The organism is Flavobacterium granuli (genome assembly GCF_900129705.1).
GTDB lineage: Bacteria > Bacteroidota > Bacteroidia > Flavobacteriales > Flavobacteriaceae > Flavobacterium > Flavobacterium granuli.
Window position 1 is genome coordinate 274,154 of the sequence record NZ_FQWO01000003.1, and the last position, 25,090, is coordinate 299,243.

Here is a 25,090-nt window from a genome sequence, read left to right on the forward strand (position 1 = left end):
TTTTATTTTGGATGTTCTTTCTGATCTGTTTGTTTTTTTGGTGCTTTATGGTTATAAAATACAGATGTTGTAATTGGTTGTTTATGAGTGATATGTGTTTTTTTTATTGCGTTTTATTTTTTTGTAGAACAGTTTTTTTAATTGTGCTTTTTCTATTTTCTGTTTTAAATTGAAATTAGAGTGCAAAAAAAAGCGCTCCTTTTCAGGAACGCTTTTTTATGATTTATGAAAAACTTATTTTTTATCAATCCATAATCTTGCATTAACAAAGGCTTCATGCCAAGGCGAAACTTCATCGTTTCTATCTTTTGGATAGTGAGCCCAGTTCCATTGGAATGTAGAACGCTCAATATGTGGCATCATTACTAAATGACGTCCTGTAGTATCGCATAACATCGCTGTATTGAAGTCAGAACCGTTAGGGTTTGCAGGATAACCTTCGTAACCATATTTACCTACAATGTTATAGTTCTCTTCTGCTAAAGGCATTTGAAATTTACCTTCTCCATGCGATACCCAAACTCCAAGTGTAGCTCCAGCCAAAGTGGATAGCATTACCGATTTGTTCTCTTGTACCGTTACAGATGTGAAGATACTTTCGTGTTTGTGGCTGTTGTTGTGTAACATTTTTGGCTTTTGTTCGTGTTCGGGATTAATCAATCCTAATTCTACAAACAATTGGCAACCGTTGCAAATTCCCACTGATAAGGTGTCTTCTCTTTTGAAGAAATTCTCCAAAGCCATTTTAGCTTTTTCATTGTATAGGAATGCTCCAGCCCAACCTTTGGCCGAACCTAAAACATCTGAGTTAGAGAATCCTCCAACAGCTCCAATAAACTGAATGTCTTCTAAGTTTTCACGTCCCGAAATCAAATCGGTCATGTGAATGTCTTTTACGTCAAAACCAGCTAAGTACATAGCATTGGCCATTTCACGCTCAGAATTACTTCCTTTTTCACGTATAATTGCCGCTTTCGGTCTTGGTTTAGAAGAATCGATCAACGGTTTTTTTCCTGTAAAATGAGCAGGGAAAGTATAGTTTAACGCTTGGTTTTTATAATTGTCAAAACGTGCCTGGGCTGTTCCGTTCTTCGATTGCTTTTGGTCTAATAAGAACGAAGTTTTAAACCAGATGTCTCTGTATTTAGCAATGTCTAATTGACAAGGACCAAAGTTCAATGTGGCTTCGTTAGTTGCAGTTCCTAATTTGTAGAATGAAACTCCGTTAGCCTTCAATTTACTTTCTAACACCGCATCTTCTTTGGCTTGGAATACCAGACCGATATTTTCAGCAAAAAGGTATTTGATAATGTCTTTTTCTTCAAAAACAGAGAAATCAATTTTGGCTCCTAAATTCACATCAGCAAAACACATTTCTAATAAAGTAGTGATTAAACCACCGCTTCCAATATCGTGACCCGCTATAATTTGATTGTCTACGATTAATTCTTGAATAGTATTAAATGCTTTTTTGAAGAAAGCAGCGTCTTTGATTGTAGGTGTTTCAGTTCCAATAGTATTCAAGATTTGTGCAAATGAAGAACCTCCTAATTTGTATTCGTCTTGAGATAAATTGATGTAGTAAATAGAACCTCCGTCTTTTTGTAAAACAGGTTCTACCACTTTTCTGATGTCGGTACAATTTCCTCCGGCAGAAATAATGACCGTTCCCGGAGCAATTACTTCTTCGTTAGGATATCTTTGTTTCATTGAAAGCGAATCTTTTCCTGTTGGAATATTGATTCCCAATTCGATGGCAAAGTCAGAGCAACCTTCAACGGCAGCATACAAACGAGCGTCTTCACCTTCATTTTTACAAGCCCACATCCAGTTAGCCGAAAGTGAAATTCCTTTCAATCCGTCTTTAATTGGTGCCCAAACGATATTCGATAAAGATTCTGCAATAGCGTTGCGGCTACCAGCAACAGGATCAATCAAGGCTGAGATAGGAGCGTGACCAATAGAGGTTGCGATTCCTTCGATTCCTTGATAATCCAAAGCCATTACACCACAGTTGTTCAATGGCAATTGCAAAGGTCCAGTTGTCTGTTGTTTGGCTACTTTTCCGCCCACACAACGGTCTACTTTATTGGTCAACCAGTCTTTACAGGCAACAGCTTCTAATTGTAATACTTGTTCTAAATATGAGGCAATATCTTTTTTATCGTAAGTTAAGTTTGAGTAATCTCTTGCGATAGTTTTATCCGTCATAACCACTTTTGGAGAACTACCAAAGAAATCTTCTAAGGCGTAATCCATTGGTTTAGCACCGGTGGTTTTAGATTCGAAAGTAAAACGGTGGTCATCGGTTACGTCACCCACCTGATACATTGGCGCGCGTTCTCTGTCGGCAATGCGTTGCAAGGTGTCAATATCTTTTTGTCCAATAACTAATCCCATTCTTTCTTGCGATTCGTTACCGATAATCTCTTTAGCGGAAAGAGTAGGGTCGCCCACAGGCAATTTGTCTAAATCAATTAATCCTCCTGTTTCTTCCACTAATTCAGAAAGACAGTTCAAATGTCCACCTGCACCGTGATCGTGAATAGAAACTATAGGATTGTTATCGCTTTCTACCAAACCACGGATGGCATTAGCAGCACGTTTTTGCATTTCTGGATTCGAACGTTGGATAGCGTTCAATTCAATTCCTGAACCAAAAGCTCCTGTGTCTGCTGATGAAACTGCAGCACCACCCATTCCGATTCTATAATTTTCTCCACCAAGGATAACGATTTTATCGCCTTCTTGTGGTTTGTGTTTGATGGCTTGGTCTAATTTTCCATAACCAATTCCACCTGCTTGCATGATTACTTTGTCATAACCTATTTTGCGGTTGTTTTCATCATGTTCGAAAGTTAAAACGGAACCCGTGATTAGCGGTTGCCCGAATTTATTCCCAAAATCTGAAGCTCCATTAGAAGCTTTGATTAAAATATCCATTGGAGTTTGGTACAACCATTTTCTTTCGGTCATGCCGTTTTCCCAATTTCTGTCATCGGCTAAACGCGAATAAGAAGTCATATAAACCGCTGTTCCTGCCATTGGTAACGAACCTTGTCCTCCAGCCAAACGGTCACGAATTTCACCTCCAGAACCAGTAGCGGCACCGTTGAAAGGTTCTACAGTGGTAGGGAAATTGTGTGTTTCTGCTTTTAATGAGATCACCGAATCAAATTCTTTAATTTCGTAAAAATCAGCTTTATCGGCAGTTTTTGGTGCAAATTGTTGCACTCTTGGTCCTTTTACAAAAGCCACGTTGTCTTTGTAAGCCGAAACAATATCGTTGGGATTTTCCTGTGATGTTTTTTTGATTAATTTGAAAAGAGACGTTTCTTTTTCTTCACCATCAATAACAAAAGTTCCATTGAAAATTTTGTGACGACAGTGCTCTGAATTGGCTTGTGAAAAAGCGAAAATTTCAGAATCAGTTAATTTTCTGCCTAATTTGGTAGACAAATTATCCAAATATTCCACTTCTTCGGGACTTAATGCCAGTCCTTCTTTTTTGTTATAGCCATCAATATCTTCGATGTCCAGAATAGGTTCCGGTTGAATATGAATGGTGAAAATATCTTGGTTTAACTCCGTATATTTTTGTGAAAGCATGGGGTCGAAATCGGTGAAATCTTCCGTTGCTTTTTGAAATTCCTCAATTCGAATGATCCCTGAAATCCCCATGTTTTGAGTGATTTCAACGGCATTGGTACTCCAAGGAGTCACCATGGTGGCGCGAGGTCCAACAAAAAAATCCGTCAGTACGGATTTTTCTATTTTATTAGAGTCGGCAAAAAGCCAGTTAAGTTTTGAAATGTCTTGAGCTGAAATTTCGTTTTGCGTTTGTACTGCAAAAACAGTTTTGCTTTGGTTTTCAAAGAAATGGATCATTGTTGTGTAGTTTGTTGTATTTACGGTGCAAATTTAGTTTAAATATATAGTTCGAGCAAATGTGAAATGCAAAGTATTTTATAAAATAAGACAATTAAAAAATGACTAAAAATTAGCCCGATTTTCCTTTCGTTTTACTGTTTTTAATTTGGTGATTCGTATCCTTTGTTTTCGTTTGGCAATAATGCCGTTATTTTACAAAAGGATTGCTTTGATAAGCACCCAAATCAGGAGGCGAAGTTCTCATTTTACCTAAAATATCTGACGAAATTATATAAGCCGGATTCCCTTTTGCGAAAGCGGGAGAAGTGTTATCAATAAAGAGTTTGTTTTGGTGAATATTGTAGAATTTAGGGTCTTTATTTAAAAGAATATCAGAATAATGTGCTGTATCAGTATTGAATTGATAATCAAGATTGGTAGAGTCAGAATCGAATTTTATCAGGCAATTGTTGAATTTATAATTGAATCTGGCTGTTGTTTTTTTGCTCAATAACAATGCATTGGAGTAGGAGCCATAGATAATGCAATTGTTGAAAGTGGCTGCTGTCAGGTCTTTTGCTTCTGGTGAGGCATTCAAGTTGTAATTGCTTATTGAAACAGTCACCTGTTGCGAACTGTTCCAGTTGTTATTGAAAGTGCAATGGCTAAAGTTGTAATTTCCGCCATAAGAACAGGCTAAACTGGCTTGTCCTGCATTGTTGATTACTAGGTTTTCTCCTTCAATTTTTGCTGTTTCGGCGAGAATTCCATAATTGGAAGAATTGTAAATTTGGGTATTTTTTATAGTAAAAGGAAATCCGTTATTGTTTTGAATCAATAAACCAATAGTTGCATTTTTAATAGTGAGATGGTTTATAGAATGGTTTGAGCTTTCGCTTGTCAACCAAATTGTCCCCCATTGTCCGGGAATATTTGAATATTCAGGTTCTAATCGGTCGCCTTCAAAAATAACTTCGTTTTCAAGCTTTGTTGTGTTTGAAATTCCTCCGTTGATGTTTAATGTAGCGCCATCAGTTACAATAAGCCCGGAATTCGCATGAAAATGAACTCGGGAGCCGGGGTCGAAAACAACCGTTTTTCCTGAAGGAACAGCGGCGTAGCCATAAATAACATAAGGTTTGGTGTTAGTAAAATGGAGTTCGTTTCCGTTTATAGGATCATTTTCGTCCAGATAAAAGCCTTCAATTTCTGTATTTTTAATGGGTAAAGTCTCGATTGTTCCATTAGTAGAGCGTTTTGGGTACAGGAAAATAGCATCCTGAATTAAAGTGATCAGTTCAACTTCTTGAAGATTTTCCCCGCTGTCAAACTGGATTTGGTCGGTATATAGAAAATCGGTTGGATTGGCATCGGCAATATTGGCGGTAGTTTCTATAAAAATGTACAGACTGTCCTTGGCCAAAATATCGATGTTACGGAATATTTTACCATTAGTTCCTTGCATTCCATCGATGGTCATACGGTATTTGGAATTTAATCCCTTGCTGAATTCTATCTTTGGAATACGAATGTCGTTTTTGCTTTTATTGTATACTTTTAAATGGTAGGTGCTGGATCCAATGTTTGTAAAAACCGTGTCTAAATAAACGGTATCTTTTGAAAAGACTAGATTTCCGCTGCTGGCTACTGTCTCAAAATCCGAGCGACAGGAGCAAAAAGAGTATAATATCCCGATAAAAAGAAGCAAGGTTACAGGGCGCATTTTGTTTTGTTTTTTGTAAAAATAGGAAAAAACTCAGTGTTAAGTAGTAGGATTTTTGAATTTGGATGTAGAATAAGTATTAGATTTACTTTTTGTGTCTTATCTTTTATTTATTTTTACAATCGATTAAAATATAAGCCATGACATTTGATAGAGAAAAAATACTGGAATACTGTAATCGTATTTCAAAAAACACTTTGATGGATACCTTAAATATTGAATATATTGATGCCGGAGAGGGATTTCTGGTGGCCAAAATGCCTGTTAATGCAACTGTTCACCAGCCTATGGGATTGTTGCACGGCGGAGCTTCAGTGGCTTTGGCAGAAAGTGTAGGGAGCGCGGCTTCTTTTTTGTTCATTAATCCGGAGCTTAGCGAAGTGCGCGGAATCGAGATTTCGGCCAATCATTTGAAAGCAAAACGCAACGGGGTGGTGACTGCAACAGCCAGAATCATTCATCAGGGCAGCAGTATTCATCTTTGGGAAATACGCATTACGGATGAAAATGAGAATTTGATTTCTCTTTGTAAGCTGACCAATATGGTTTTGCCGAAAAGAAAAAAGCAAGAAGCATAGATTTTTATTGAAATTCAGATTTTAAATACCAGCTAAATATGATTGATTTTTTTATAAAAGTAAAGCAGCAGCTAGCACAAAACTTACCTTTTGTGATTTACAGCAAACCAAATAAAAAAAAGTTAATTGGTTTTTTTCAAAAGAACGATCATTTGTATTTTGCAGAGGATTTCAATGAAATAGGGTTTGTTTTTGCTCCTTTTGATGGCAATCAGATGATTTTGATTCCCAGGAAGGAATCTGTAAAGTGGGTTACTGAACTTGATACATTTGAGGAAAAAGATTCTTTTTATTTTCCGTCTGTTGAAAACGATCAGGCAAAAGAAGATTTTGAGGCATTGGTTCAAAAGGGAATTGAAGCGATAGAGAAAGGCCTATTTAAAAAGGTTGTTTTGTCAAGAGAAGAAATCCTTTCGGTTCCTAGCTTTGATTTGGTTACTGTTTTTGAAAAATTAGTACGCGCCTATCCTACGGCTTATGTTTACTGCTGGTTTCATCCAAAGATTGGTTTGTGGATGGGAGCTACGCCGGAACGATTGCTTAAAGCCAAGCAGAATAAGTTTTACACGATGGCTTTGGCAGGAACACAAACTTTTAATAAGAATTTATTAAACGTCAGTTGGGGAGAAAAAGAGAAGGAAGAGCAGCAGCACGTGACTGATTATATTTTGGACTCAATAAAAGACGTAACCTCAGAAGTGGCGGTGTCAAGTCCTTATACTTTAAAAGCGGGCAATATTTTGCATATTAAAACTGATATTGAAGGAATTATAAATGAGGATTCCAATTTGAAAGAAGTGGTTTCTGTTTTACATCCTACGCCGGCAGTTTGTGGATTGCCTAAGGCAGTAGCCAAAGATTTTATTTTGAAAAACGAAGGCTACGAAAGGCAATATTACACAGGTTTTTTTGGGGAATTGAATTGTGAGTCTACTAATAAAGAAAAAACGAAAACCGATTTGTTTGTCAATTTGCGATGCATGCAAATCAAAGACAAGGAAGTGCATCTGTATATGGGATGCGGAATAACCAAAGATAGCGTTCCCGAGAAAGAGTGGGAGGAAAGCCGCAATAAAGCGATGACAATGAAAAGGGTTTTGTAGAAGAAAGAAGAGTAATAATAGCAATAAGTAATAAAGAATTGTAAAATGAAACTGGATATATTGGCTTTTGGTGCTCATCCCGATGATGTGGAATTGGGTTGTGCGGGAACCATTTTAAAAGAGATCTCATTAGGGAAAACCGTAGGAATTGTCGATTTAACACGTGGAGAATTAGGAACCAGAGGTTCTGCTGAAATTAGAGATCAGGAAGCGAATGCAGCTGCTGAAATCTTGGGGGTTTCAGTTCGTGAAAATTTGGGTATGCGCGATGGTTTTTTTGTTAATGATGAAAAACATCAGTTGGAAATAATCAAAATGATACGCAAATACAAACCCGAAATTGTTTTGTGTAATGCTATTGACGACCGTCATATTGATCACGGAAAAGGGAGTAAATTGGTTTCGGATGCTTGTTTCTTGTCAGGATTGATGAAAATAGCAACGGCACTCGATGGAAAAGAACAAGAATCCTGGAGACCTAAATTGGTTTATCATTATATCCAATGGAAAGATATAAAACCGGATTTTGTGGTTGACATAACCGGTTTTACCGATAAAAAAATTGAAGCTATTTTAGCTTATGGCTCGCAATTTTATAGCGCTACTTCTAAGGAGCCGGAATCTCCAATAAGCTCCAAAAACTTCTTGGAAAGTTTAAATTATAGATCAAGGGATTTAGGAAGGCTTGTGGGGGTAGAACATGCTGAAGGTTTTACGGTTGAAAGGTATTTGGCAGTCAATAGTTTAGGGGATTTGTTGTAATTTTATTGATTTTTTTTGAAAAAAATATTTGCAAAAGTAAACTTATGTTGTATCTTTGCCACCGCTAAGCAACATGGTGGTTGTAGCTCAGTTGGTTAGAGCATCGGTTTGTGGTACCGAGGGTCGCGGGTTCGAGCCCCGTCTTCCACCCAGAAAGCAAAAGCCTTGAAGAAATTCAAGGCTTTTTTTGTGGAATAAAGTTTATATTTTTTTGAGTAAAGTGGATTCATAAATGTTTTAAAATAAAAAAGAGCTTTGAATTATTTCAAGGCTCTTTTTGTATACTTTAAAAACTATTTTTTATCGACTATAGGACGATTTTCTCTATTAGCCAGTTCCCAAGCTGTTACAAATGCAAATTGAGCTCTTTTAGTTAGGGCGTCATATTCAATTTTATCAGGAGTATCGGTTTTTTTGTGGTAATCTGCATGGACGCCATTAAAAAGAAATACGGACGGAATACCATGTTTCGCAAAATTGTAATGGTCAGAACGTTCGTAAAAACGATTTGGATCCATTGGATCATTGTATTTATAATCTAATTTTAGATTGGTGTATTTTTCGTTTACGGTAGTGCAGATGTTGTCTAAATCTGAAGAAAGACGATCAGCACCTATCAGGTATACATAATTATTTGAGTCGGCATGCGCTTCATCGCGACGGCCTATCATGTCGATATTGATGTCGGTGATGGTATTTGCCAACGGAAATAATGGATTTTCAGAATAAAAACGGGAGCCATGCAAACCGTGTTCTTCCCCGGTTACATGAAGAAATAAGATTGAACGTTTAGGGCCGTGTCCTTGTTTTTTAGCGATTTCAAATGCTTCGGCAATTTCAAGTAAGGCTACAGTACCTGATCCATCATCATCGGCTCCGTTATAGATTTCTCCGTCATGAACTCCCACATGGTCGTAATGTGCTGAGATTACAATGATTTCATTTGGCTTTTCGGAACCTTCAATGTAAGCCCAAATATTTTCAGAATCGGCTAGGTTTTCATTGCGCTTGGCATTCAAGTAAGCCGCCGGAATAGGTTGGTAGAAGTTTGTTGCTCCTTTTGGGAAAGGGATTCCGTTTTTTTGATATTGGCTAATGAGGTATTGACCGGCTTTTTTTTGACCTGGAGAGCCTGTTTCTCTGCCTTCCATTTCATCTGAAGCTACGATATAAAGGTGTGTTTTTAATTCCTCTGCAGTAATGGTGTTCATGTATTTTGTAGGATCTGAAACTGCAGATGTAGTATCAGTTGTAGTAATTTTTGAGCTAGCACAAGAGAATGTAACGGCTATCACAAAAAGAGATAAGATTTTTTTCATTATTGGGTTTATTTTAAATTGATAAAGGTATACACGGCAAATATGGTAATAATTAGGAGAACTATGATGAAGTTGATGATAAAAAGTAGGCTGCTTTTTAGGAATGAAACAAATCGTGTTTCACCGTAAAAACGATGATGCGCCGGGAAAAAATAATAAACCATCCAACTAAATCCAATGAAATTAAATAATCCAAGAATGAAACTGATTAGACCTGATTTTTCAAATGAGGACAGGAATTTATTGGTCAAAAACAGTATTAAAAACAGTAATAGTAAAAACGAAAAATAATGCAAGGTGAAGATTCCGTGATCAAAATAGTACCATCGTTTCTTATTGTGGAAAAGCCATAGAAAAAAGGCAAAGAAAGGCATGAATACAAATAAAACCTTGGGTAGGTTGTGAAGAAATGATTCAACAAATTTTTCTAAGATTTCTTTGTTTGTATTGTGCTCCCTAATAGTCTGAATTTTTTTATTGATCCAATAATTAAAATCGGACAGTTTTTTAGATTCGGGTGCATTTTTTTGGATCGAGTCCAATTCTTTTACAGAAGCATAACCAAAGTTGAATAACTCTTGCTCTTCCTTAGTTTCCTGTTTTGTATTTGTAGGGGCTTTTGTTTCTTGTATTTTCAATAGCTCTGAATCTTTATTTGGAAAAACGGTAATTAAGAAAAAAGTAATAAAACTGATGAAAATATAGAGACGTACAGGAGCAAGATAGGAAAGTCGTTTTCCGGAAAGATATTCTTTTGTCAATGCTGAGGGCTTGAACAAAAGATTTTTTATGGTTTTCCAAAAAGCATTCTCATAATGCGTCAAATCTTCTATGAAATGAATGAACAAATGGTAGAAAGTTTTTCGGGTATCTGTATTTTCTTGTCCACAATTAGAACAGAATCGATTTTCTACTACATATCTGCAATTCAAGCAGGTTTTGTCTTTTCTTAAAGGACTTTTGCTCATAGATTAAGGTTTTGAATCAGTAAAGAGTGATGATTACTTTCTTAAGACTTCATTCAAAAAAAGTTTTAAATGTTCAAATGCTCGTTTGGCGGCTGTTGGATTATAAGCGGCGCCTTTGGAGTTGTCATTTCCTGATTCCGGATTGGTAAAAGAGTGCACCGCATTGGCATAATAAATCATTTGCCAGTCGGCTTTTGTATCGCGCATTTCTTGCTGAAAAGCTGCGATTTCTTCTTTGGATTCATAAGGATCATCGGCACCGTGACAAACTAAAACTTTAGCAGTGATTGGTTCAATGGGTCTTGAGGCATCTCTGGCGAGTCCGCCGTGAAAGGAAACTACTCCTTTTACGTTAAGATGTCCGCGAGCGGCTTCAAGTGCGCCTGTGCCACCAAAACAATAACCAATCACTACAATATTGTCTGGATCTGCGCCAGCTGTGATCAATTGTTTTAAGGCTAGAGTAATCCTGTTTTGATAATCTTTGTAGTTGGTTTTGTAATAGCCTGCTTTTTGACCTGCTTCAGAATTATTTTTTGGATAATTACCTTCGCCATATATATCGGCAATAAAGGCATGGTAACCCAGATGGGCTAAGTCGGTTGCAATATCTTTAGAGACTTTATCAATTCCTTTCCAGGCGGGAAGGATTAGAATTCCTGGATTAGCATTCTTTTTTTTAGATGGCAGAATTTTAAATCCATTCAAAATCTGATTTCCGTCTTTGTATTTTACCGCTTTTAGTTGGGCAAATGTTCCATTTGAAAATAAAAAAAGTCCTAAAATTAAAGAGATATAATTTTTCATAATATTGTGTTTTTATACAAATATCTGAATTATATATAAATATTTAACCTTATGAACTGTAATATATTATTGGCTTGTTTGAGCTTTTATGAAAGGTAAAAATTTTGAGATTACAATGAGATGTTCCTTTTGAAGGCACAGCCTAATTCGATCATCGAATCTGTTTTTGCAATTCCGGGAATATTATCAATCTTTTCGTATAGCAGTTTTCTCATGTGCTCATGATTTTGGGCAATCATTTTGATGTATAGCGTAAAAGAGCCTGTCACGTAATAGCACTCGGTTATTTCAGGAATTTTTTTTAATTCTTCGATGATTCTGCTTGAATCAGCGTCTTTATTTAATGTCAGTCCAGTAAAGGCGCCCCAGTCGTATCCTATTTTTTTTTCGTCTATAATGGGTTTGATTCCTGTAATTATCCCTTGCTCAATTAAGCGATTGATACGTTGATGTACCATAGTATTCGAAATTTTTAAATTATTGGCAATGGCAGAAAAAGCCATACGTCCATCTTTTTCCAACTCTTTGATAATTTTAGTATCGAATTCATCTAATGTATCCATGATAATTGTTTTAAATAGTTGTAATTTTATAGGTTTAATGTATTTTTTTACGGCATCAACTTATACAGTAAAATGACTTATTAATTTCTTTTAATTAGTAAATTTAACTTTTTAAAAACGATAAACAAGTCAAAAATACTTGTTTTTATTGTAAAATAAAAAAATATTGTTATTTTTGTGTTCAATTTTTTTAAAAGAATATATCATGAAACAAACACACGCAACACTTTCTTCTAAGTCTGAAGTGTTAATAGAAAAAGAGAATAAGTATGGCGCACATAATTATCATCCCTTACCTGTGGTGCTTGATAAAGGAGAAGGCGTATTTGTTTGGGATGTAGACGGAAAAAAATATTATGATTTCTTATCTGCTTATTCTGCCGTAAATCAAGGACATTGTCATCCAAAAATTGTTGGAGCAATGGTAAAACAAGCGCAAACACTGACGTTGACTTCTCGTGCATTTTATAATGACCAACTTGGGGTTTATGAGGAATATGTAACTAAGTATTTTGGTTTCGATAAAGTATTACCTATGAATACCGGAGCCGAAGCGGTTGAAACAGCTTTGAAGTTGTGTAGAAAATGGGCCTATGAAGTAAAAGGAATTCCGGAGAATCAGGCAGAAATTATTGTCTGTGAAAATAATTTTCATGGAAGAACCACAACGATTATCTCGTTTTCAAATGATGAAGCTGCGCGCAAGAGTTTTGGTCCTTTTACCTCAGGATTTATCAAAATTCCTTATGACAACACAGAGGCTTTAGAAAATGTTTTAAAGTCAAATCCGAATATTGCTGGTTTTTTAGTGGAACCAATTCAAGGAGAAGCCGGAGTTTATGTTCCCAGCGAAGGCTATTTGGCGAAAGCCAAAGCACTTTGTGAAGCTCATAACGTATTGTTTATAGCCGATGAGGTGCAAACGGGAATTGCACGTACCGGAAAATTATTGGCGGTGAATCATGAAAATGTGCAAGCGGATATTTTAATTTTAGGAAAAGCGATTTCTGGAGGCGTATATCCAGTTTCGGCAGTTTTGGCCAATAATGGAATTATGGATGTGATCAAGCCGGGACAACACGGATCTACTTTTGGAGGAAATCCTATAGCTGCTGCGGTTGCAATGGCTGCTCTTGAGGTAGTGAAAGACGAAAAATTAGCCGAAAATGCCGAACGTTTAGGAGTTGTTTTAAGAAAAGGCTTGAACGAAATTGCCTCGAGAAATCCATTGATTTCTTTGGTGAGAGGAAAAGGTTTGCTTAATGCGATTGTGATTGACTGTGACGAAGAGTCTGATTTAGCCTGGGAAATTTGTTTGAAATTTAGAGATTACGGCTTATTGGCAAAACCAACCCATGGTAATAAAATAAGACTGGCTCCGCCATTAGTTATCACCGAAGCACAAATCCAAGATTGTCTTGCCATTATAGAAAAAGCATTAAATGATTTCAAATAATAGCAAAAGCATGGAACGATTTATTAAGTTGATAAAAAACCGGTCAGATATAGGAGCGGGAACAAGAGGTTCTGATTTAGGAGTTGATGCTATCGAAATTGCAGCAATCAACAAAGACAGTGATTACTTTAATCAATTTGAGTTTGATGATGTAAAATCGCATAATGAGTCGATATACGACAAAAACCGAAATGCATTTGCTAAAAGAATCGAACATGTTTTGGAGCAATGTACCCGCGTTTGTTATAGTGTGAGGAACAATCTAAAAGAGAATTTTTTTCCAATCGTTTTGTCCGGTGATCATTCTTCGGCTTTGGGAACTATTAGTGGTATCAAAGCAGTTTATCCTGATAAAAGACTCGGAGTGGTATGGATTGATGCCCATGCTGATTTGCATTCGCCTTATACTTCGCCTTCTGGAAATATTCATGGAATGCCTCTGGCTGCGGCTTTAGGGGAAGATAATTTGGATTGTCAAGTCAATAAAATTATTCCTGAAACCAAGCAGCATTGGGAGGAATTGAAAAACATTGGTTTTCCTGGTGCTAAAGTGTCTCCTGAAAATCTAATTTATTTTGGCGTTCGAGATACTGAAGCGGCTGAGGACAGGCAAATTGAAAGACTCGAAATTAAAAATTATAAGGTTGAAGAAATTCGTTATCGTGGTCTCAAAACTTGTGTTGAGGAAGCTTTGGTAAAATTGCACCATTGTGATATGATTTACATTTCATTTGATGTGGATTCCATGGATTGTGATATGATTTCTTATGGAACCGGAACACCGGTGCCAAAAGGATTTGATCAATATGAAATAATTGAGATCATCAATCGGATTATCGGAAGTAAAAAGGTGGTTTGTATTGAATTTGTTGAAATAAATCCTCTTTTGGATACCAAAGGAAACAAGATGGCCGAAACTGCTTTTGAAGTTTTAGAACAAATAACACCTTCAATAATTTTACCTTTAGAAGAGTTATAACTATTGTTGTTATTCCAATGAAAAACCCAAAATCTGGCATTAGATTTTGGGTTTTTACGTTTTGAGTTAGTGATTGTTATTGTTCTGATTCTTCGTACATTTTCAATAAATTAGTCACAGTATTCCAATTTCGTATTGTGGCGGTAACATTGAGTTTTTTTTCAATATATTTTTGGTCTAACCTGGTTTTTCCTGCAGAAACGGCATATTTTATAAAAATTCGGCTGGAATCAATATAAACTTCATCAGGTTTTACGGAACTCATCTTGAGATCATGAATGCTCTGATCATTTAAGATAGTCGAGATAAAAGCGACATAAAGTTTTTTAGTATCGACTTCAGATTCTTTCAAAAAAGGATTGTTTTGAAAACAGGCCAACAAATCTTCTTTGGCAATGACCACAACCGGAACATCATGCCCGAAAACTTTAAAAATTTCCTGCTTGATATGGAATCCTACGGCGGCGGCATTCTCTTCGGCGGTGTTTACAAAAACATTTCCGCTTTGAATGTAGGTTCTGACGTCCTCATAACCGCTTTTTTCTAATGCTTTTTGCAAAGCATCCATTTTGATCATATTGTGTCCGGAAACGTTGATGCCTCGAAGAAGGGCAAGATGTGTTTTCATATATTTAGAATGCTTTTGTGAGATATGCTACGACGTAATTTGTCGGGACAAATATAGCGAAGAAACATTTGGGAATATTTTGCTTTTATGGAAATAGAATCTTAAGCGGAGAAGTATTTTTTTCGAAACCAAAAAGCGACATTCACTAAAGCGATTAATGCCGGAACTTCTACTAATGGACCAATGACACCGGCAAAAGCCTGTCCGCTGTTGATGCCAAATACGCCTATGGCAACGGCAATAGCCAGTTCAAAGTTGTTTCCGGTCGCCGTGAAAGCAATGGCGGTACTTTTAGAATAATCGGCACCAAAATATTTTCCGGTAAAAAAACTAATGATGAACATCAGTGTAAAATAAATCACTAACGGAATGGCGATGCGCACTACATCCATTGGGATTTGTACGATTAATTCTCCTTTTAAACTGAACATAACCACAATTGTAAATAGTAAAGCTATTAAGGTTATGGGCGAAATAAATGGAATATATTTGGTTTCAAACCATTCGGTTCCTTTCAAATGGATTAAGCCATAACGACTGATAATTCCTAGTGCAAAAGGAATTCCCAGATAGATTCCCACACTTTCTGCAATTTGAGCGATACTGATGTTGACGTCGAAACCAGTATAACCAAAATATGGAGGAAGAATACTAATGAAAATATAAGCATAGACGCTATACAACAATACCTGAAAAATGCTGTTGAGGGCAATAAGTCCGGCGGCGTATTCCCGGTTTCCGTCGGCGAGGTCATTCCAAACGACCACCATGGCAATGCAACGTGCCAGACCAATCAGGATGACGCCAATCATATATTCAGGATAGCCATTTAAAAAAAATAAGGCTAGAAAAAACATCAGGATAGGACCTATGATCCAGTTCAGGAATAGAGAAGCGCCCAATACTTTAGTGTTTTTGAATACTTCGCCCATTTGCTCATATTTCACCTTGGCTAAGGGCGGATACATCATTAAAATCAATCCAATGGCCAGAGGAATATTAGTGGTTCCACTCGAAAAGGAATTAATAAAATCGCCACTAGAAGGAATGAAGTTTCCGATGCTGACCCCAATTGCCATAGCGAGAAATATCCAAAGTGTTAAATTTCGATCCAGAAAGCCTAATTTTTTTCTTTCTGCTGCGGGTGTACAATTAGTTGCTGACATAATTAGGCGTTGATTTGGGAGAAAACATAAAGCATTTCGGTTCCAATTTGAATACTGCGTTCAAGGTATTTTTCAGCTTGTTGGGCTGTGTTGTCAAATATTTTGGGATCTTCAAAAGGTATGGAAATTCGTTTTTCGGCTCCTGTAATAAACGGACAGTCTCCATCGGCTTGAGAACAAGTTAAAATTGCTGCAAATCCAGATTTGGGATTAAAATCATCATCATAGGTTTTAGAAAAACCAATGATAGGATGTTCGTTATCGCTGTATTTTATAGCATAAACCGGGTTGCTGTCTGTTGAAAGTCTTTTTATTTGAAATCCGCTTTGTTCTACTGTTTTGGCAACCATTGGAAATAAAGCAGTAGCTTCTGTACCTCCCGAATAACAAAAAAGATTTTCTATTTTAAAATAGGCTGCAGCAGTTTGTGCCCAAATTTGGGACAAATGACTTCTTCGAGAATTATGGGTGCAAATAAAATTAAGTCTTATTTGTTGTTGATGACTTACTTTTTCTTGTATAAAATCAATCAGCGGTTGTAAGATGATTTTGCGTTCTTCAGTTATATTTTTTAAATCAAAAGTGCTGATTTGGTTTTCAATTGTTTTGAAAAGAATGGTTTTGCGTGGAATCATAGTAAGGAAAACGTTATAATTAGCAGCAACCACCTCCAGGAGTGCAGTTGTTTGTAGCGGATGCAATTTCGGATAATTTTAATTTCTTTTTTTCTGTAGGAATACCACATTGGTCTTCAGCCAAACAAGCTGTTTGTTTGTTTAGTAAGAGAAATTCTTTGCCGTTGAATCCTAAATCATATTTTCCGATGGTTTCTGCCTGATATTCTACTTCAATTTCAGCCTCTTCGATTCCAAGAACTTTCTCAGATAATTCAATGATATTCAAGAGTTTTTTTGGTTTTAGACGGTGTTCAAAATCATTGGCATCCCATAATTGGAAATTAACTACGGTTTCTTTTCTTACTGTTCCTCCACAATCAATGAAGTTTTTGGTAATCAAGCCTACTTCGGTTACATGAAAATGTTCAGGAACAGGGCTTCCATTTGGTAATATAAAAGCGACATTTTCTAATGTAATGAGCTGTTTTTTAATTTCTGATAGTTTCATTTTTTTATATTTTAAAAATTAGCAACATTGTTTTTTCTGGTTTTCAAAATAGTGGTTTAAATGTTGAAAAAAGGAGCTTATTTTATTAAATCCTTCTTCGTTCAGGCAATAACAAATAGCATTTCCTTCAAAATTTCCTTTGATTAGTCCGGCATTTTTAAGCTCTTTCAGATGTTGTGAAACCGTTGGCTGAGCTAGAGGCAATTCGTTTACAATGTCACCACAAATGCAACTGCCCACTTTTATTAAGTGTTCAATTATGGCAATTCGCGCCGGATGACCAATGGCTTTAGCCAGAATGGCCAATTCGTTTTGTTGATCTGTGAAATGTGCAGTTTTAGTAATTCCCATTGCGATATATCTATATTGCAATATTACGATATAAAATTTAAAATAACACAATTTTTATATTTATTTGAAATTTGATTTACATATTCTTTTTGAATTCTACTTTGGAATAGCATGAAAACCAACTGATTTCACCCTTTTTTCAATAGTATCAATGGAGATTATTTTGGTCGTATATACCGTAAATTCTCTGGGAAAAATAGCGGTGTCCAGTACGACATCTTTAATACCGTCCAATTCTAACAGTTTGTTTTTAATCTCTAATAAGTCTTGGTCTTCCTTGGCGTTTGTCCCAAAAATTCGGCCATGATTCCCAGGAATGACATTTTTTGATAATAAGCTCATGGTTTTACTGTTTAAGATTATAGAATGTTTTTTTTTGTTTTTTTTTTGTTTAATTATCTTAAAGTTAGTTATTTAGGATGGTATTGAAGAGGGAATTGAGATTTTTTTTTACTTAAATTTAGGTAAGATGGTTTTTTATTCAGATTTGCGGGGTAAAAGGTATTTGAAACTATTGAATTGACAAATAAATGGCTTTTTGCTTAAAAATCATTAACTTAGTGTGTTGTAATCCAATAATTTAAAGTTTGTTTAAAATGGAAAAGAAAGACGATAATTCAAAAAAAAGCGATAAAAACAAAGTACCAGATTCGCTACTGTATCCTCCGAGTGAAGACATTTATAATAAGTTTCACAAAGAAAGTGATATCAATCCGGAAGATATAAGCAAAAAGAAAATTCCGGTTGAAATAAACAATAAAAGGGAATGGAATGAAAAAGATTTTGAGGAAGATGTCTCGGGAGGTGATTTAGACGTTCCTGGTTCAGAATTAGACGATGAACAAGAGCAGGTGGGTAGCGAGGATGAGGAAAATAATCATTATAGCATTGGTGGGGATAATCATAACGATTTAGAAGAGAATGATGGAGAAAAAATTTAGTTTTTTTGGAGCATATGCATGGGGATTTTTGACTTTCAAATAACAAAATAAGGCTAAGATAGGTTGGTAAAAGTATAGAGGGCAAATAAAATAATCAGGAGGCTAATAATAACTAGATTAATTAGAATAATAAAGCCGCTTTTGAAAAGGGAAGTAAAGAATTGGTCACCATAGAAGCGTCGGTGGGCTGGGAAAAAATAATAAATCATCCAAAAGATACCAATTGATTTTATGCTAAAATGAGTCCATTTCAGGATTGGATCTTTGCCTAATAGAGGAAAGAGTTTGTCCACAAAAAACAGAGTTAATATGAGTAAAAGTAAGAATGAAAAATAATGAAGGGTAAAAATGCCATGATCAAAATAGTACCATCTTTTTTTATCGTGAAAAAGCCACAATAAGAAGGCAAAAACGGGCATATACATGAATAATACTTTGGGTAAATTATGCGAAAAAGATGTTGTGAATTTTTCAATAATCTGTTCGTTTGAATTGTCTTCTTTTATGGCAAGCCATTTTTTTAGAAACCAGTATTCAGTAGAACTCACCTTTAATTTTTCGTTGGCATTTTTTTGGATAGAATCTAATTCATTGACCGATTTATAGCCAAAATCAGCTACCTCTTTTTTGTCAATTATTTTCGTCTGCTGTAATATTTTTTTTATGGTATCATTATTTTGTTGGGATAGTATTCCCACTTTTGTCAAGCCGTCTACACTTTTTTCTTCAATGTGTAATGAATCTATAGTGGGGATAATTAACTCATTTTTATTTGTTTTTTTCAAAGTATTTTTAACCAGAGTAGTTTCATTAGAAAACAACGATAATAATAAAAAAGTGATAAAACTAACGAAGATATAAAGTCTTATAGGAGCAAGAAAAGACAAACGTTTTCCGGCCATATACGCTTTTGTTAAAGAGGCAGGTTTGAAAAATAAATAAAAAATAGTCCTCCAGAATGCATTGTCGTAATGGGTCAAGTCTTCAAAAAAATGGATAAATAGGTGATGGAAAGTTTTACGACTCAAGGTGTTTTCTTGTCCACAATGAGGGCAATAGCGTTCGTCGACTACGTAGTTACAGTTGAGACAGGTTTTATCTATTCGCAGTTTTTCTTTTGACATGAACAATACTAAAATTAATACAAGATTGTAAAATTATTAAAGATTTATCTGTATTTAGTTAGTATTTCGTTAATTTTATTATTTTTTAAGAAAACGGATAGATTTTGTATAATTTAAATTACCTAATGCTTTTATTAATTTAGAATTATGATGATAAAAGTGAAACGGAAATAGTTGTATTCCCTTTTAACGCTAATTTTTATATTATGTCATTGAATAGATATATCCAAAAGCGCAATTTTAGTTCCACTAGCGAGCCGCAAGGCCAGGTAGGGAAATCAAAATCAGAATTGGTTTTCGTGGTTCAAAAACATGCAGCATCCCATTTGCATTATGATTTTCGTTTGGAAATGGATGGCGTACTAAAAAGTTGGGCTATACCCAAAGGGCCTTCGATGAATCCAGCAGATAAAAGACTGGCGATTATGGTGGAAGATCATCCGTATGCTTATAAAGATTTTGAAGGTGTTATTCCAGAAGGAAATTATGGCGCTGGTAAAGTGATTGTTTGGGATCAAGGAACATATACTTTAACGGACGAAAATCTAAAGAAGGAGGCTGTTGCGGCTATTTTTAAATCTAATTTGAACAATGGTCATCTTAGTTTTGTTTTGAATGGAAAAAAATTAAAAGGAGAATTTGCTCTGGTAAAGCTAAAGATCAAACAGAAAAATGCTTGGCTTTTGATCAAAAAAGAAGATCAATTTGCTGCTGCTGAAAATATTTTGGAAAAAGATAAATCCGTGATTTCTGATATTTCTATAGAAGATTTATAAAGAAATAGATGATTTTTTTTCAGAATTGGCTTTTTAATGAGAAAATAAAGCCATTATGATTTCTATGGCAATCAAAATAATGATAATCCATTCTAAGCGAGAGCTTTCACGTACATTTAAAACATCAGTAAAAAGGGTTAAATTGTTCTCTACAATTTGCAGTCGATAATCCAAGTCTTTGAAACGAGTGTTGATGTCAAAATTAGTCTTTAAACGACGATTCAGTACATTAAGTTCTTCGTTATCCCAAACTAAATTTGGGTCATCAAGAATATACAAATTGTCGACAATACTGTTTTTTATATTCAGCACCTTTCCGATGTATTTGAGTAAATTAGTTTTTGAAATACTTATTTTCCCGGACAATTCCAGTTGTTGAATGTACATTTTAGAGGAAGAAATAAGTTCATCAGTCAATACCTCATAGTATTCTAATGCCACCGATTGGCCAATATTGAGCATCACGATTCGTAAAATGGAAGAATCTATTGCAGGAAGAGTGGTGAAATTGTTTTTGACCGTAATTTTATGTGATTTTTCGTCAGTTTCAATTCGGTATTCTTCAGTCAAATCCAAGTCGACAAAATTAGTCGCATACTGTTTTATGAAGAGCATGAATTCGCTCTTGGCAACAGCATCATAATTAGCAAAGACTACCACACCATAATCAAATAGATATAAATAACGCTGTTTGTCCTCGATGGCATAAAAGGCTTCAGTGGTGGATCCCGAATGGATTTCAGCGCGAAATTCAGCGCGAAATTTTTTGATATTGAAGGATTCAGCAATTTGGATTGCTTCGATTTGAATTTCCATAATCAAATGATTTATATAAAATTACGGAAAAATTTCATTAATATATTCTGAGTTATATTTTGTTTTTTAAATTAAGCAAAGATTTATTCTATGAAAAAAAGATGCAATATTATAGATAAAGTTATGGCGATGTTAAGGTGTTGAATAATAGTTTAATGCGGAAAATCTTGTAAATTGCAGATGATTCATTATCTACTTTCATTACAATAAAATAAAAGAAAGGTAGATTATTGGATTAGAAGAACCTTAATTTGAAAACTGTAAAAGCCAAATTTTATGCTACAAGATATTTTAATTGAGCGAAAAATGTATGCATCTGAAGAGCATAAGATGATGCAAAAAATGATTCAAGAGTTCATTGTCAATGAAATTTTGGATCATATTGATGAATGGGAGAAAAACGGAATGGTAAGCCGTAAAATTTGGAAAAGAGCGGGTGAGTTGGGATTATTGTGCTTAGATATGCCTGAAAAATATGGCGGTGCTGGATTAGATTTCAGCTTCAATGCGTTGCTAATTGAAGAATTAGCCAAAAAAGGGATTAATGGACCAGGATTTTCATTGCATTCTGATATTGTTGCTCCTTATTTATTAAAATATGGAACGGAATTCCAAAAGGAAAAATATTTGCCGCAAATGGCCAAAGGAACTATTATTACTGCTATAGGAATGACTGAGCCTAATTGTGGCAGTGATTTGCAGGCTATTCTAACAACGGCAGAAGACAAAGGGAATCACTATTTGGTCAACGGACAAAAGACTTTTATAACCAATGGTTTTATGTGTGATATGGTAATTGTTGCTGTGAAAACGAAGGTAAAAACCGAAGATGAAGGAATTACTTTGCTTATTCTTGATGCTGAAATGGAAGGTTTTGCTAAAGGGAATCCGTTAAAAAAAATTGGGATGAAGTCCCAAGATACTGCTGAATTATTTTTCGATAATGTAAAAGTTCCTAAAGAGAATCGACTTGGTGATGAAAAGATGGGATTTAAAATCATGATGGAGGAACTGGCTCGTGAAAGGCTCACCGTGGCTATTAATGCGGTAGGTTGTGCCGAAGGAGCCATTGAAAACACAATTACTTACACTAAACAACGTACTGCTTTCAAAACAGCTATTGCGGGCTTTCAAAACACCCAGTTTAAGTTGGCAGAATGTGCTTCTCAATTACAAATTCATCAAGCTTTTTTAGATCGTTGCATTGAATTGCTGATAGACCATAAATTAACTTCAGAAAGTGCTTCCATAATTAAGTATTCTGCCACGGATATGTGTTGCAATGTTATCGACGAATGTTTGCAATTGTTTGGCGGTTACGGTTATATGTGGGATTATCCAATTGCCCGAATGTATGCCGACAATCGTGTCGCTCGAATATATGCTGGGACAAACGAGATTATGAAGTTACTCATCTCCCGCAGGCTGTTCAAAGATTGAATAGAATAATTTTAGATCAATGGTTTTGGATTTTTACTATCTAATCTCAATTTCGCAATTTTGAGTAGTATATTATGTTTTTAAGGATAATGATTTTTTAATACATTTGCTAAAACGATTTAGCAAAAATTAAAATGCTTATTGTTTTAGATAATTAGTTAGATTCGCACAAGTCAGTAACCATTAAAAATATAAACATTATGAAAGCGGAATTTTATCCTTTACAATTTGATCCAATTTTGAAAGAAAGAATTTGGGGCGGTGAAAAATTGAAAACGGTACTCAATAAACCCATTGTATCAAAAATCACTGGTGAGAGTTGGGAATTATCAACCGTAGAAGGAGATGTGAGTATCATTGCAAATGGTGATTTGAAAGGAAAATCATTAACGGAAATTATTGAGCAATGGCCTAACGAGGTTCTAGGAACAGAAGTTTATGCGAGATTTGGAAAGCAATTCCCTTTGCTTTTTAAGTTTTTAGATGCTCGTGAAGACTTGTCGATACAGGTGCATCCAAATGATGAATTGGCAAAAAAACGCCACAATTCTTTTGGTAAAACTGAAATGTGGTACATCATGCAAGCAGACGATGACGCCCGAATAATTGTAGGTTTCAAAGAAAATTCGAATGCAAAAGAATATCTCGAAAGTTTAAAAAATAAAACGCTGTTGACATTATTAGATGATGTAAAAGTAAAAGCAGGTGATGTTTTCTTTCTGGAAACAGGAACAGTTCATGCTATTGGAGCTGGTATGGTTGTCGCTGAGATTCAGCAAACTTCGGATATAACCTATCGTATTTATGATTTTGATAGGAAAGACGCTCAGGGAAATACAAGAGAATTGCACGTTGATTTGGCTTTGGATGCTATCAATTACAATAAAGTGGATACTTTTAAGGAATATACTAAAGTAGTAAATCAATCCAATTCTATTGTAGATTGCCCTTATTTTACGACAAATTTTGTTCCATTAGATGGTGAAATCGAGGTGAAAAAAGAAGGAAAAACATTTACCGTATATATGTGTATAGATGGAAACTTTGAAATTGAATATAAAGGTTCTAAATATCATTATAAAAAAGGAGACACTGTTTTGCTAGCTGCGGCAATGAATAGTTACCTACTAAAAGGTAAGGCTTCAATTTTGGAAGTAGTCATCTCATAGTTTTTAAGGGTAAAATACTTATATGTAAAGGATGGTTTATCGTGACTTTCGAATAATCGTGTTTTAGTGATGCTATTATAAAATTTATTTATCACAGAGATTATTGTATTTTATTAACATAAAAAAAACACTTCTTCGAAAAAAAAGTTTACTAAAACGTTTTTGTAAATGTTTTTATATATATTTGTGATAACATTAAGAAAAAAATAAGCCATTAGATGAAAAAAATCACCATTAAAGATATTGCCTTAGAAGCACAGGTTTCTATTTCTACAGTATCTTTTGTACTTAATGACAAAGGTGAAAAAATGGGTATCAGTAAAGCAGTCATAAACAGAGTACAAGATGTTGCCGAAAAGCTGCAGTATAGACCAAATATGATTGCGACTAGTCTTAGAACAGGGAAGACTAGGTCTATAGGACTTATTGTTGAAAATATTTCGAATCAATTTTTTTCTGTTCTCGCCCGAGTAATAGAAGAAGAGGCAAAGAAGTTAGGATATAGAGTTTTTTATTGTAGTACCGGTAATGATGATGAGAGATCAGCTGAGTTGGTTCAAAGTCTTCTTCAGGCAAATGTAGATGGCTTTATTATTACTCCCACGGAAAAACTAGGAAAGAGTATTGATCAGCTTCTGAAAATGAAAAAACCTGTAGTTTTAATCGATAGGTATTTTCCAGGACAAAATGTTAGTCATGTGGTGATGGACAATTATGAAGGAGCTTATGCAACAACTGAATTTTTGATTCAGAAAGGACGTCATAATATTGCTTTGGTCAATAATAATTCGGCAATGATTCAAATGCAATTAAGGGAAAAGGGTTATGTTGATGCAATGAAAAAGGCAGGTATTTATAATGAAGAACTAATTTTGCATTTAGATTATCACAGTAGCGAAGAGCATAAAATTGAAGAAATGATGCGTTTCTTTCAAAAAAATAAATCCATAGACGGGACTTTTTTTTTAGCAAACTATTTAGGACTCGCTGGACTTCAAGCTATTCGAAAAATTGGATTAAAAGTACCCGAGGAGATGTCTGTTATCAGTTTTGATGATCATTATAGTTTTAGATTGCATTCGCCGTCCATTTCTGTTGTTGAGCAGCCATTAGATGCAATTGGAATAAAAGCCGTTGGCTTACTTATGGATCAAATGCTTCATGAAGAGAATTTTGTGGTAGAAAAAGTGCTGCTAAAGGGAACGCTTGTCGTTAGAGAATCGGTATGAGTGGAGTTTGTAATTTGAAGTCCTTTATATAAAGATTTCAGTTTTTTTAATATATTCTGAATTTGATTCTCAAAAGTCTTTTTGATGATCAAAAAACAAATTATGAATTTGGAAAAGGAGTGTTTGTCATTTAGTATTTTTTTTACAATTTACTAAATCGATTTAGTAAGGCTTATAATGGATAATATGGGATTTAA

The 25,090-nt window shown here is 35.1% G+C and carries 24 protein-coding genes and 1 tRNA gene; 11 read left to right on the plus strand and 14 right to left on the minus strand.

Annotation, left to right across the window (positions count from 1 at the left end; translation table 11 throughout):
- Window positions 1-234: 234 nt before the first annotated feature.
- Both purL and BUB25_RS06315 read right to left on the minus strand, forming a co-directional pair.
- Window positions 235-3,888, minus strand: coding sequence for a phosphoribosylformylglycinamidine synthase (gene purL, locus BUB25_RS06310; protein WP_072941905.1), 3,654 nt, complete (start codon window positions 3,886-3,888; stop codon window positions 235-237).
- Between the two features lie 190 nt (window positions 3,889-4,078).
- Complete coding sequence (locus BUB25_RS06315) at window positions 4,079-5,593, minus strand: hypothetical protein (RefSeq protein ID WP_072941908.1); 1,515 nt, start codon at window positions 5,591-5,593, stop codon at window positions 4,079-4,081.
- 140 nt (window positions 5,594-5,733) lie between these two features.
- On the opposite strand from BUB25_RS06315, the gene BUB25_RS06320 reads away from it, so the two are divergent.
- The 4 genes from BUB25_RS06320 to BUB25_RS06335 all read left to right on the plus strand — a co-directional run bounded on the left by BUB25_RS06320 (window position 5,734) and on the right by BUB25_RS06335 (window position 8,187).
- Window positions 5,734-6,171 carry a PaaI family thioesterase gene (locus BUB25_RS06320; protein WP_072941911.1) on the plus strand — a complete coding sequence of 146 codons (438 nt, stop codon included), beginning with the start codon at window positions 5,734-5,736 and terminating at the stop codon, window positions 6,169-6,171.
- A 38-nt stretch (window positions 6,172-6,209) separates the two neighbouring features.
- Window positions 6,210-7,274, plus strand: a complete 1,065-nt coding sequence (locus BUB25_RS06325; RefSeq protein WP_072941915.1) for a chorismate-binding protein — start codon at window positions 6,210-6,212, stop codon at window positions 7,272-7,274.
- 45 nt (window positions 7,275-7,319) lie between these two features.
- Window positions 7,320-8,036: a bacillithiol biosynthesis deacetylase BshB1 gene (bshB1, locus tag BUB25_RS06330; RefSeq protein WP_072941919.1), complete on the plus strand. Its 717-nt coding sequence runs from the start codon at window positions 7,320-7,322 to the stop codon at window positions 8,034-8,036.
- A gap of 75 nt (window positions 8,037-8,111) precedes the next feature.
- Window positions 8,112-8,187: transfer RNA gene (locus tag BUB25_RS06335), tRNA-His, on the plus strand.
- A gap of 142 nt (window positions 8,188-8,329) precedes the next feature.
- Here BUB25_RS06335 and BUB25_RS06340 read toward each other — a convergent pair.
- From BUB25_RS06340 to BUB25_RS06355, 4 genes are all read right to left on the minus strand, one after another.
- On the minus strand, window positions 8,330-9,355 hold the full coding sequence (locus BUB25_RS06340) for a M28 family metallopeptidase (protein WP_072941921.1): 1,026 nt from the start codon (window positions 9,353-9,355) through the stop codon (window positions 8,330-8,332).
- An 8-nt stretch (window positions 9,356-9,363) separates the two neighbouring features.
- Window positions 9,364-10,323 carry a DUF3667 domain-containing protein gene (locus tag BUB25_RS06345; RefSeq protein ID WP_072941924.1) on the minus strand — a complete coding sequence of 320 codons (960 nt, stop codon included), beginning with the start codon at window positions 10,321-10,323 and terminating at the stop codon, window positions 9,364-9,366.
- A gap of 33 nt (window positions 10,324-10,356) precedes the next feature.
- The gene (locus tag BUB25_RS06350; RefSeq protein WP_072941928.1) at window positions 10,357-11,130 is read right to left on the minus strand and encodes a dienelactone hydrolase family protein; all 774 of its coding nucleotides are present in this window, start codon (window positions 11,128-11,130) and stop codon (window positions 10,357-10,359) included.
- 110 nt (window positions 11,131-11,240) lie between these two features.
- Window positions 11,241-11,693: an Lrp/AsnC family transcriptional regulator gene (locus tag BUB25_RS06355; RefSeq protein WP_072941931.1), complete on the minus strand. Its 453-nt coding sequence runs from the start codon at window positions 11,691-11,693 to the stop codon at window positions 11,241-11,243.
- 205 nt (window positions 11,694-11,898) lie between these two features.
- Between BUB25_RS06355 and rocD the strand changes: the two genes are divergently transcribed.
- Window positions 11,899-13,149, plus strand: a complete 1,251-nt coding sequence (gene rocD, locus BUB25_RS06360; protein ID WP_072941934.1) for an ornithine--oxo-acid transaminase — start codon at window positions 11,899-11,901, stop codon at window positions 13,147-13,149.
- Window positions 13,136-14,128 (plus strand): arginase, encoded by a 993-nt coding sequence (gene rocF / locus BUB25_RS06365; RefSeq protein ID WP_244533808.1) that lies wholly within the window; start codon window positions 13,136-13,138, stop codon window positions 14,126-14,128. Before rocD ends, rocF begins: the two co-directional genes overlap by 14 nt.
- Before the next feature lie 76 nt (window positions 14,129-14,204).
- On the opposite strand, the gene BUB25_RS06370 is transcribed toward rocF, so the two are convergent.
- The 6 genes from BUB25_RS06370 to BUB25_RS06395 all read right to left on the minus strand — a co-directional run bounded on the left by BUB25_RS06370 (window position 14,205) and on the right by BUB25_RS06395 (window position 17,740).
- Window positions 14,205-14,756 (minus strand): DUF1697 domain-containing protein, encoded by a 552-nt coding sequence (locus tag BUB25_RS06370; protein ID WP_072941937.1) that lies wholly within the window; start codon window positions 14,754-14,756, stop codon window positions 14,205-14,207.
- A 101-nt stretch (window positions 14,757-14,857) separates the two neighbouring features.
- Window positions 14,858-15,922 (minus strand): ACR3 family arsenite efflux transporter, encoded by a 1,065-nt coding sequence (arsB, locus tag BUB25_RS06375; protein WP_072941940.1) that lies wholly within the window; start codon window positions 15,920-15,922, stop codon window positions 14,858-14,860.
- A gap of 2 nt (window positions 15,923-15,924) precedes the next feature.
- Entirely contained in the window at window positions 15,925-16,557 is a 633-nt protein-coding gene (locus BUB25_RS06380) for an arsenate-mycothiol transferase ArsC (protein WP_170860231.1), read from the minus strand.
- A gap of 19 nt (window positions 16,558-16,576) precedes the next feature.
- Window positions 16,577-17,047: a DUF6428 family protein gene (locus BUB25_RS06385; RefSeq protein WP_072941943.1), complete on the minus strand. Its 471-nt coding sequence runs from the start codon at window positions 17,045-17,047 to the stop codon at window positions 16,577-16,579.
- 18 nt (window positions 17,048-17,065) lie between these two features.
- Window positions 17,066-17,398, minus strand: a complete 333-nt coding sequence (locus BUB25_RS06390; protein ID WP_072941946.1) for an ArsR/SmtB family transcription factor — start codon at window positions 17,396-17,398, stop codon at window positions 17,066-17,068.
- A 96-nt stretch (window positions 17,399-17,494) separates the two neighbouring features.
- The gene (locus BUB25_RS06395) at window positions 17,495-17,740 is read right to left on the minus strand and encodes a heavy-metal-associated domain-containing protein (RefSeq protein WP_072941949.1); all 246 of its coding nucleotides are present in this window, start codon (window positions 17,738-17,740) and stop codon (window positions 17,495-17,497) included.
- 254 nt (window positions 17,741-17,994) lie between these two features.
- Between BUB25_RS06395 and BUB25_RS06400 the strand changes: the two genes are divergently transcribed.
- Entirely contained in the window at window positions 17,995-18,339 is a 345-nt protein-coding gene (locus BUB25_RS06400; protein WP_072941952.1) for a hypothetical protein, read from the plus strand.
- A 53-nt stretch (window positions 18,340-18,392) separates the two neighbouring features.
- On the opposite strand, the gene BUB25_RS06405 is transcribed toward BUB25_RS06400, so the two are convergent.
- Window positions 18,393-19,463, minus strand: a complete 1,071-nt coding sequence (locus tag BUB25_RS06405; RefSeq protein WP_072941955.1) for a DUF3667 domain-containing protein — start codon at window positions 19,461-19,463, stop codon at window positions 18,393-18,395.
- A gap of 206 nt (window positions 19,464-19,669) precedes the next feature.
- On the opposite strand from BUB25_RS06405, the gene BUB25_RS06410 reads away from it, so the two are divergent.
- Window positions 19,670-20,239, plus strand: coding sequence for a DNA polymerase ligase N-terminal domain-containing protein (locus BUB25_RS06410; RefSeq protein WP_072941959.1), 570 nt, complete (start codon window positions 19,670-19,672; stop codon window positions 20,237-20,239).
- 33 nt (window positions 20,240-20,272) lie between these two features.
- Here the strand turns inward: BUB25_RS06410 and BUB25_RS06415 are convergent, their stop codons facing one another.
- A complete protein-coding gene (locus BUB25_RS06415) occupies window positions 20,273-21,055 on the minus strand; it encodes an RMD1 family protein (RefSeq protein WP_084089436.1) in 783 nt (260 codons plus the stop codon).
- A 276-nt stretch (window positions 21,056-21,331) separates the two neighbouring features.
- Between BUB25_RS06415 and BUB25_RS06420 the strand changes: the two genes are divergently transcribed.
- The 3 genes from BUB25_RS06420 to BUB25_RS06430 all read left to right on the plus strand — a co-directional run bounded on the left by BUB25_RS06420 (window position 21,332) and on the right by BUB25_RS06430 (window position 24,893).
- On the plus strand, window positions 21,332-22,495 hold the full coding sequence (locus tag BUB25_RS06420; protein ID WP_072941962.1) for an acyl-CoA dehydrogenase family protein: 1,164 nt from the start codon (window positions 21,332-21,334) through the stop codon (window positions 22,493-22,495).
- Between the two features lie 200 nt (window positions 22,496-22,695).
- A complete protein-coding gene (locus BUB25_RS06425) occupies window positions 22,696-23,664 on the plus strand; it encodes a type I phosphomannose isomerase catalytic subunit (RefSeq protein WP_072941966.1) in 969 nt (322 codons plus the stop codon).
- A 218-nt stretch (window positions 23,665-23,882) separates the two neighbouring features.
- Entirely contained in the window at window positions 23,883-24,893 is a 1,011-nt protein-coding gene (locus BUB25_RS06430; protein WP_072941969.1) for a LacI family DNA-binding transcriptional regulator, read from the plus strand.
- Window positions 24,894-25,090: the final 197 nt, after the last annotated feature.

Excerpts from the sequence above, each read along its gene's own strand:
- BUB25_RS06425 (WP_072941966.1), top strand. The coding sequence starts at position 22,696 with ATGAAAGCGGAATTTTATCCTTTACAATTTGATCCAATTTTGAAAGAA.
- BUB25_RS06315 (WP_072941908.1), bottom strand. The coding sequence starts at position 5,593 with ATGCGCCCTGTAACCTTGCTTCTTTTTATCGGGATATTATACTCTTTT.
- BUB25_RS06410 (WP_072941959.1), top strand. The coding sequence starts at position 19,670 with ATGTCATTGAATAGATATATCCAAAAGCGCAATTTTAGTTCCACTAGC.
- BUB25_RS06370 (WP_072941937.1), bottom strand. The coding sequence starts at position 14,756 with ATGAAAACACATCTTGCCCTTCTTCGAGGCATCAACGTTTCCGGACAC.
- BUB25_RS06320 (WP_072941911.1), top strand. The coding sequence starts at position 5,734 with ATGACATTTGATAGAGAAAAAATACTGGAATACTGTAATCGTATTTCA.
- BUB25_RS06400 (WP_072941952.1), top strand. The coding sequence starts at position 17,995 with ATGGAAAAGAAAGACGATAATTCAAAAAAAAGCGATAAAAACAAAGTA.
- BUB25_RS06345 (WP_072941924.1), bottom strand. The coding sequence starts at position 10,323 with ATGAGCAAAAGTCCTTTAAGAAAAGACAAAACCTGCTTGAATTGCAGA.
- BUB25_RS06325 (WP_072941915.1), top strand. The coding sequence starts at position 6,210 with ATGATTGATTTTTTTATAAAAGTAAAGCAGCAGCTAGCACAAAACTTA.
- BUB25_RS06350 (WP_072941928.1), bottom strand. The coding sequence starts at position 11,130 with ATGAAAAATTATATCTCTTTAATTTTAGGACTTTTTTTATTTTCAAAT.
- arsB (WP_072941940.1), bottom strand. The coding sequence starts at position 15,922 with ATGTCAGCAACTAATTGTACACCCGCAGCAGAAAGAAAAAAATTAGGC.
- BUB25_RS06395 (WP_072941949.1), bottom strand. The coding sequence starts at position 17,740 with ATGAGCTTATTATCAAAAAATGTCATTCCTGGGAATCATGGCCGAATT.
- BUB25_RS06355 (WP_072941931.1), bottom strand. The coding sequence starts at position 11,693 with ATGGATACATTAGATGAATTCGATACTAAAATTATCAAAGAGTTGGAA.
- BUB25_RS06390 (WP_072941946.1), bottom strand. The coding sequence starts at position 17,398 with ATGGGAATTACTAAAACTGCACATTTCACAGATCAACAAAACGAATTG.
- bshB1 (WP_072941919.1), top strand. The coding sequence starts at position 7,320 with ATGAAACTGGATATATTGGCTTTTGGTGCTCATCCCGATGATGTGGAA.
- rocF (WP_244533808.1), top strand. The coding sequence starts at position 13,136 with ATGATTTCAAATAATAGCAAAAGCATGGAACGATTTATTAAGTTGATA.
- BUB25_RS06420 (WP_072941962.1), top strand. The coding sequence starts at position 21,332 with ATGCTACAAGATATTTTAATTGAGCGAAAAATGTATGCATCTGAAGAG.
- BUB25_RS06380 (WP_170860231.1), bottom strand. The coding sequence starts at position 16,557 with ATGATTCCACGCAAAACCATTCTTTTCAAAACAATTGAAAACCAAATC.
- BUB25_RS06385 (WP_072941943.1), bottom strand. The coding sequence starts at position 17,047 with ATGAAACTATCAGAAATTAAAAAACAGCTCATTACATTAGAAAATGTC.
- BUB25_RS06415 (WP_084089436.1), bottom strand. The coding sequence starts at position 21,055 with ATGGAAATTCAAATCGAAGCAATCCAAATTGCTGAATCCTTCAATATC.
- BUB25_RS06340 (WP_072941921.1), bottom strand. The coding sequence starts at position 9,355 with ATGAAAAAAATCTTATCTCTTTTTGTGATAGCCGTTACATTCTCTTGT.
- purL (WP_072941905.1), bottom strand. The coding sequence starts at position 3,888 with ATGATCCATTTCTTTGAAAACCAAAGCAAAACTGTTTTTGCAGTACAA.
- rocD (WP_072941934.1), top strand. The coding sequence starts at position 11,899 with ATGAAACAAACACACGCAACACTTTCTTCTAAGTCTGAAGTGTTAATA.
- BUB25_RS06405 (WP_072941955.1), bottom strand. The coding sequence starts at position 19,463 with ATGTCAAAAGAAAAACTGCGAATAGATAAAACCTGTCTCAACTGTAAC.
- BUB25_RS06430 (WP_072941969.1), top strand. The coding sequence starts at position 23,883 with ATGAAAAAAATCACCATTAAAGATATTGCCTTAGAAGCACAGGTTTCT.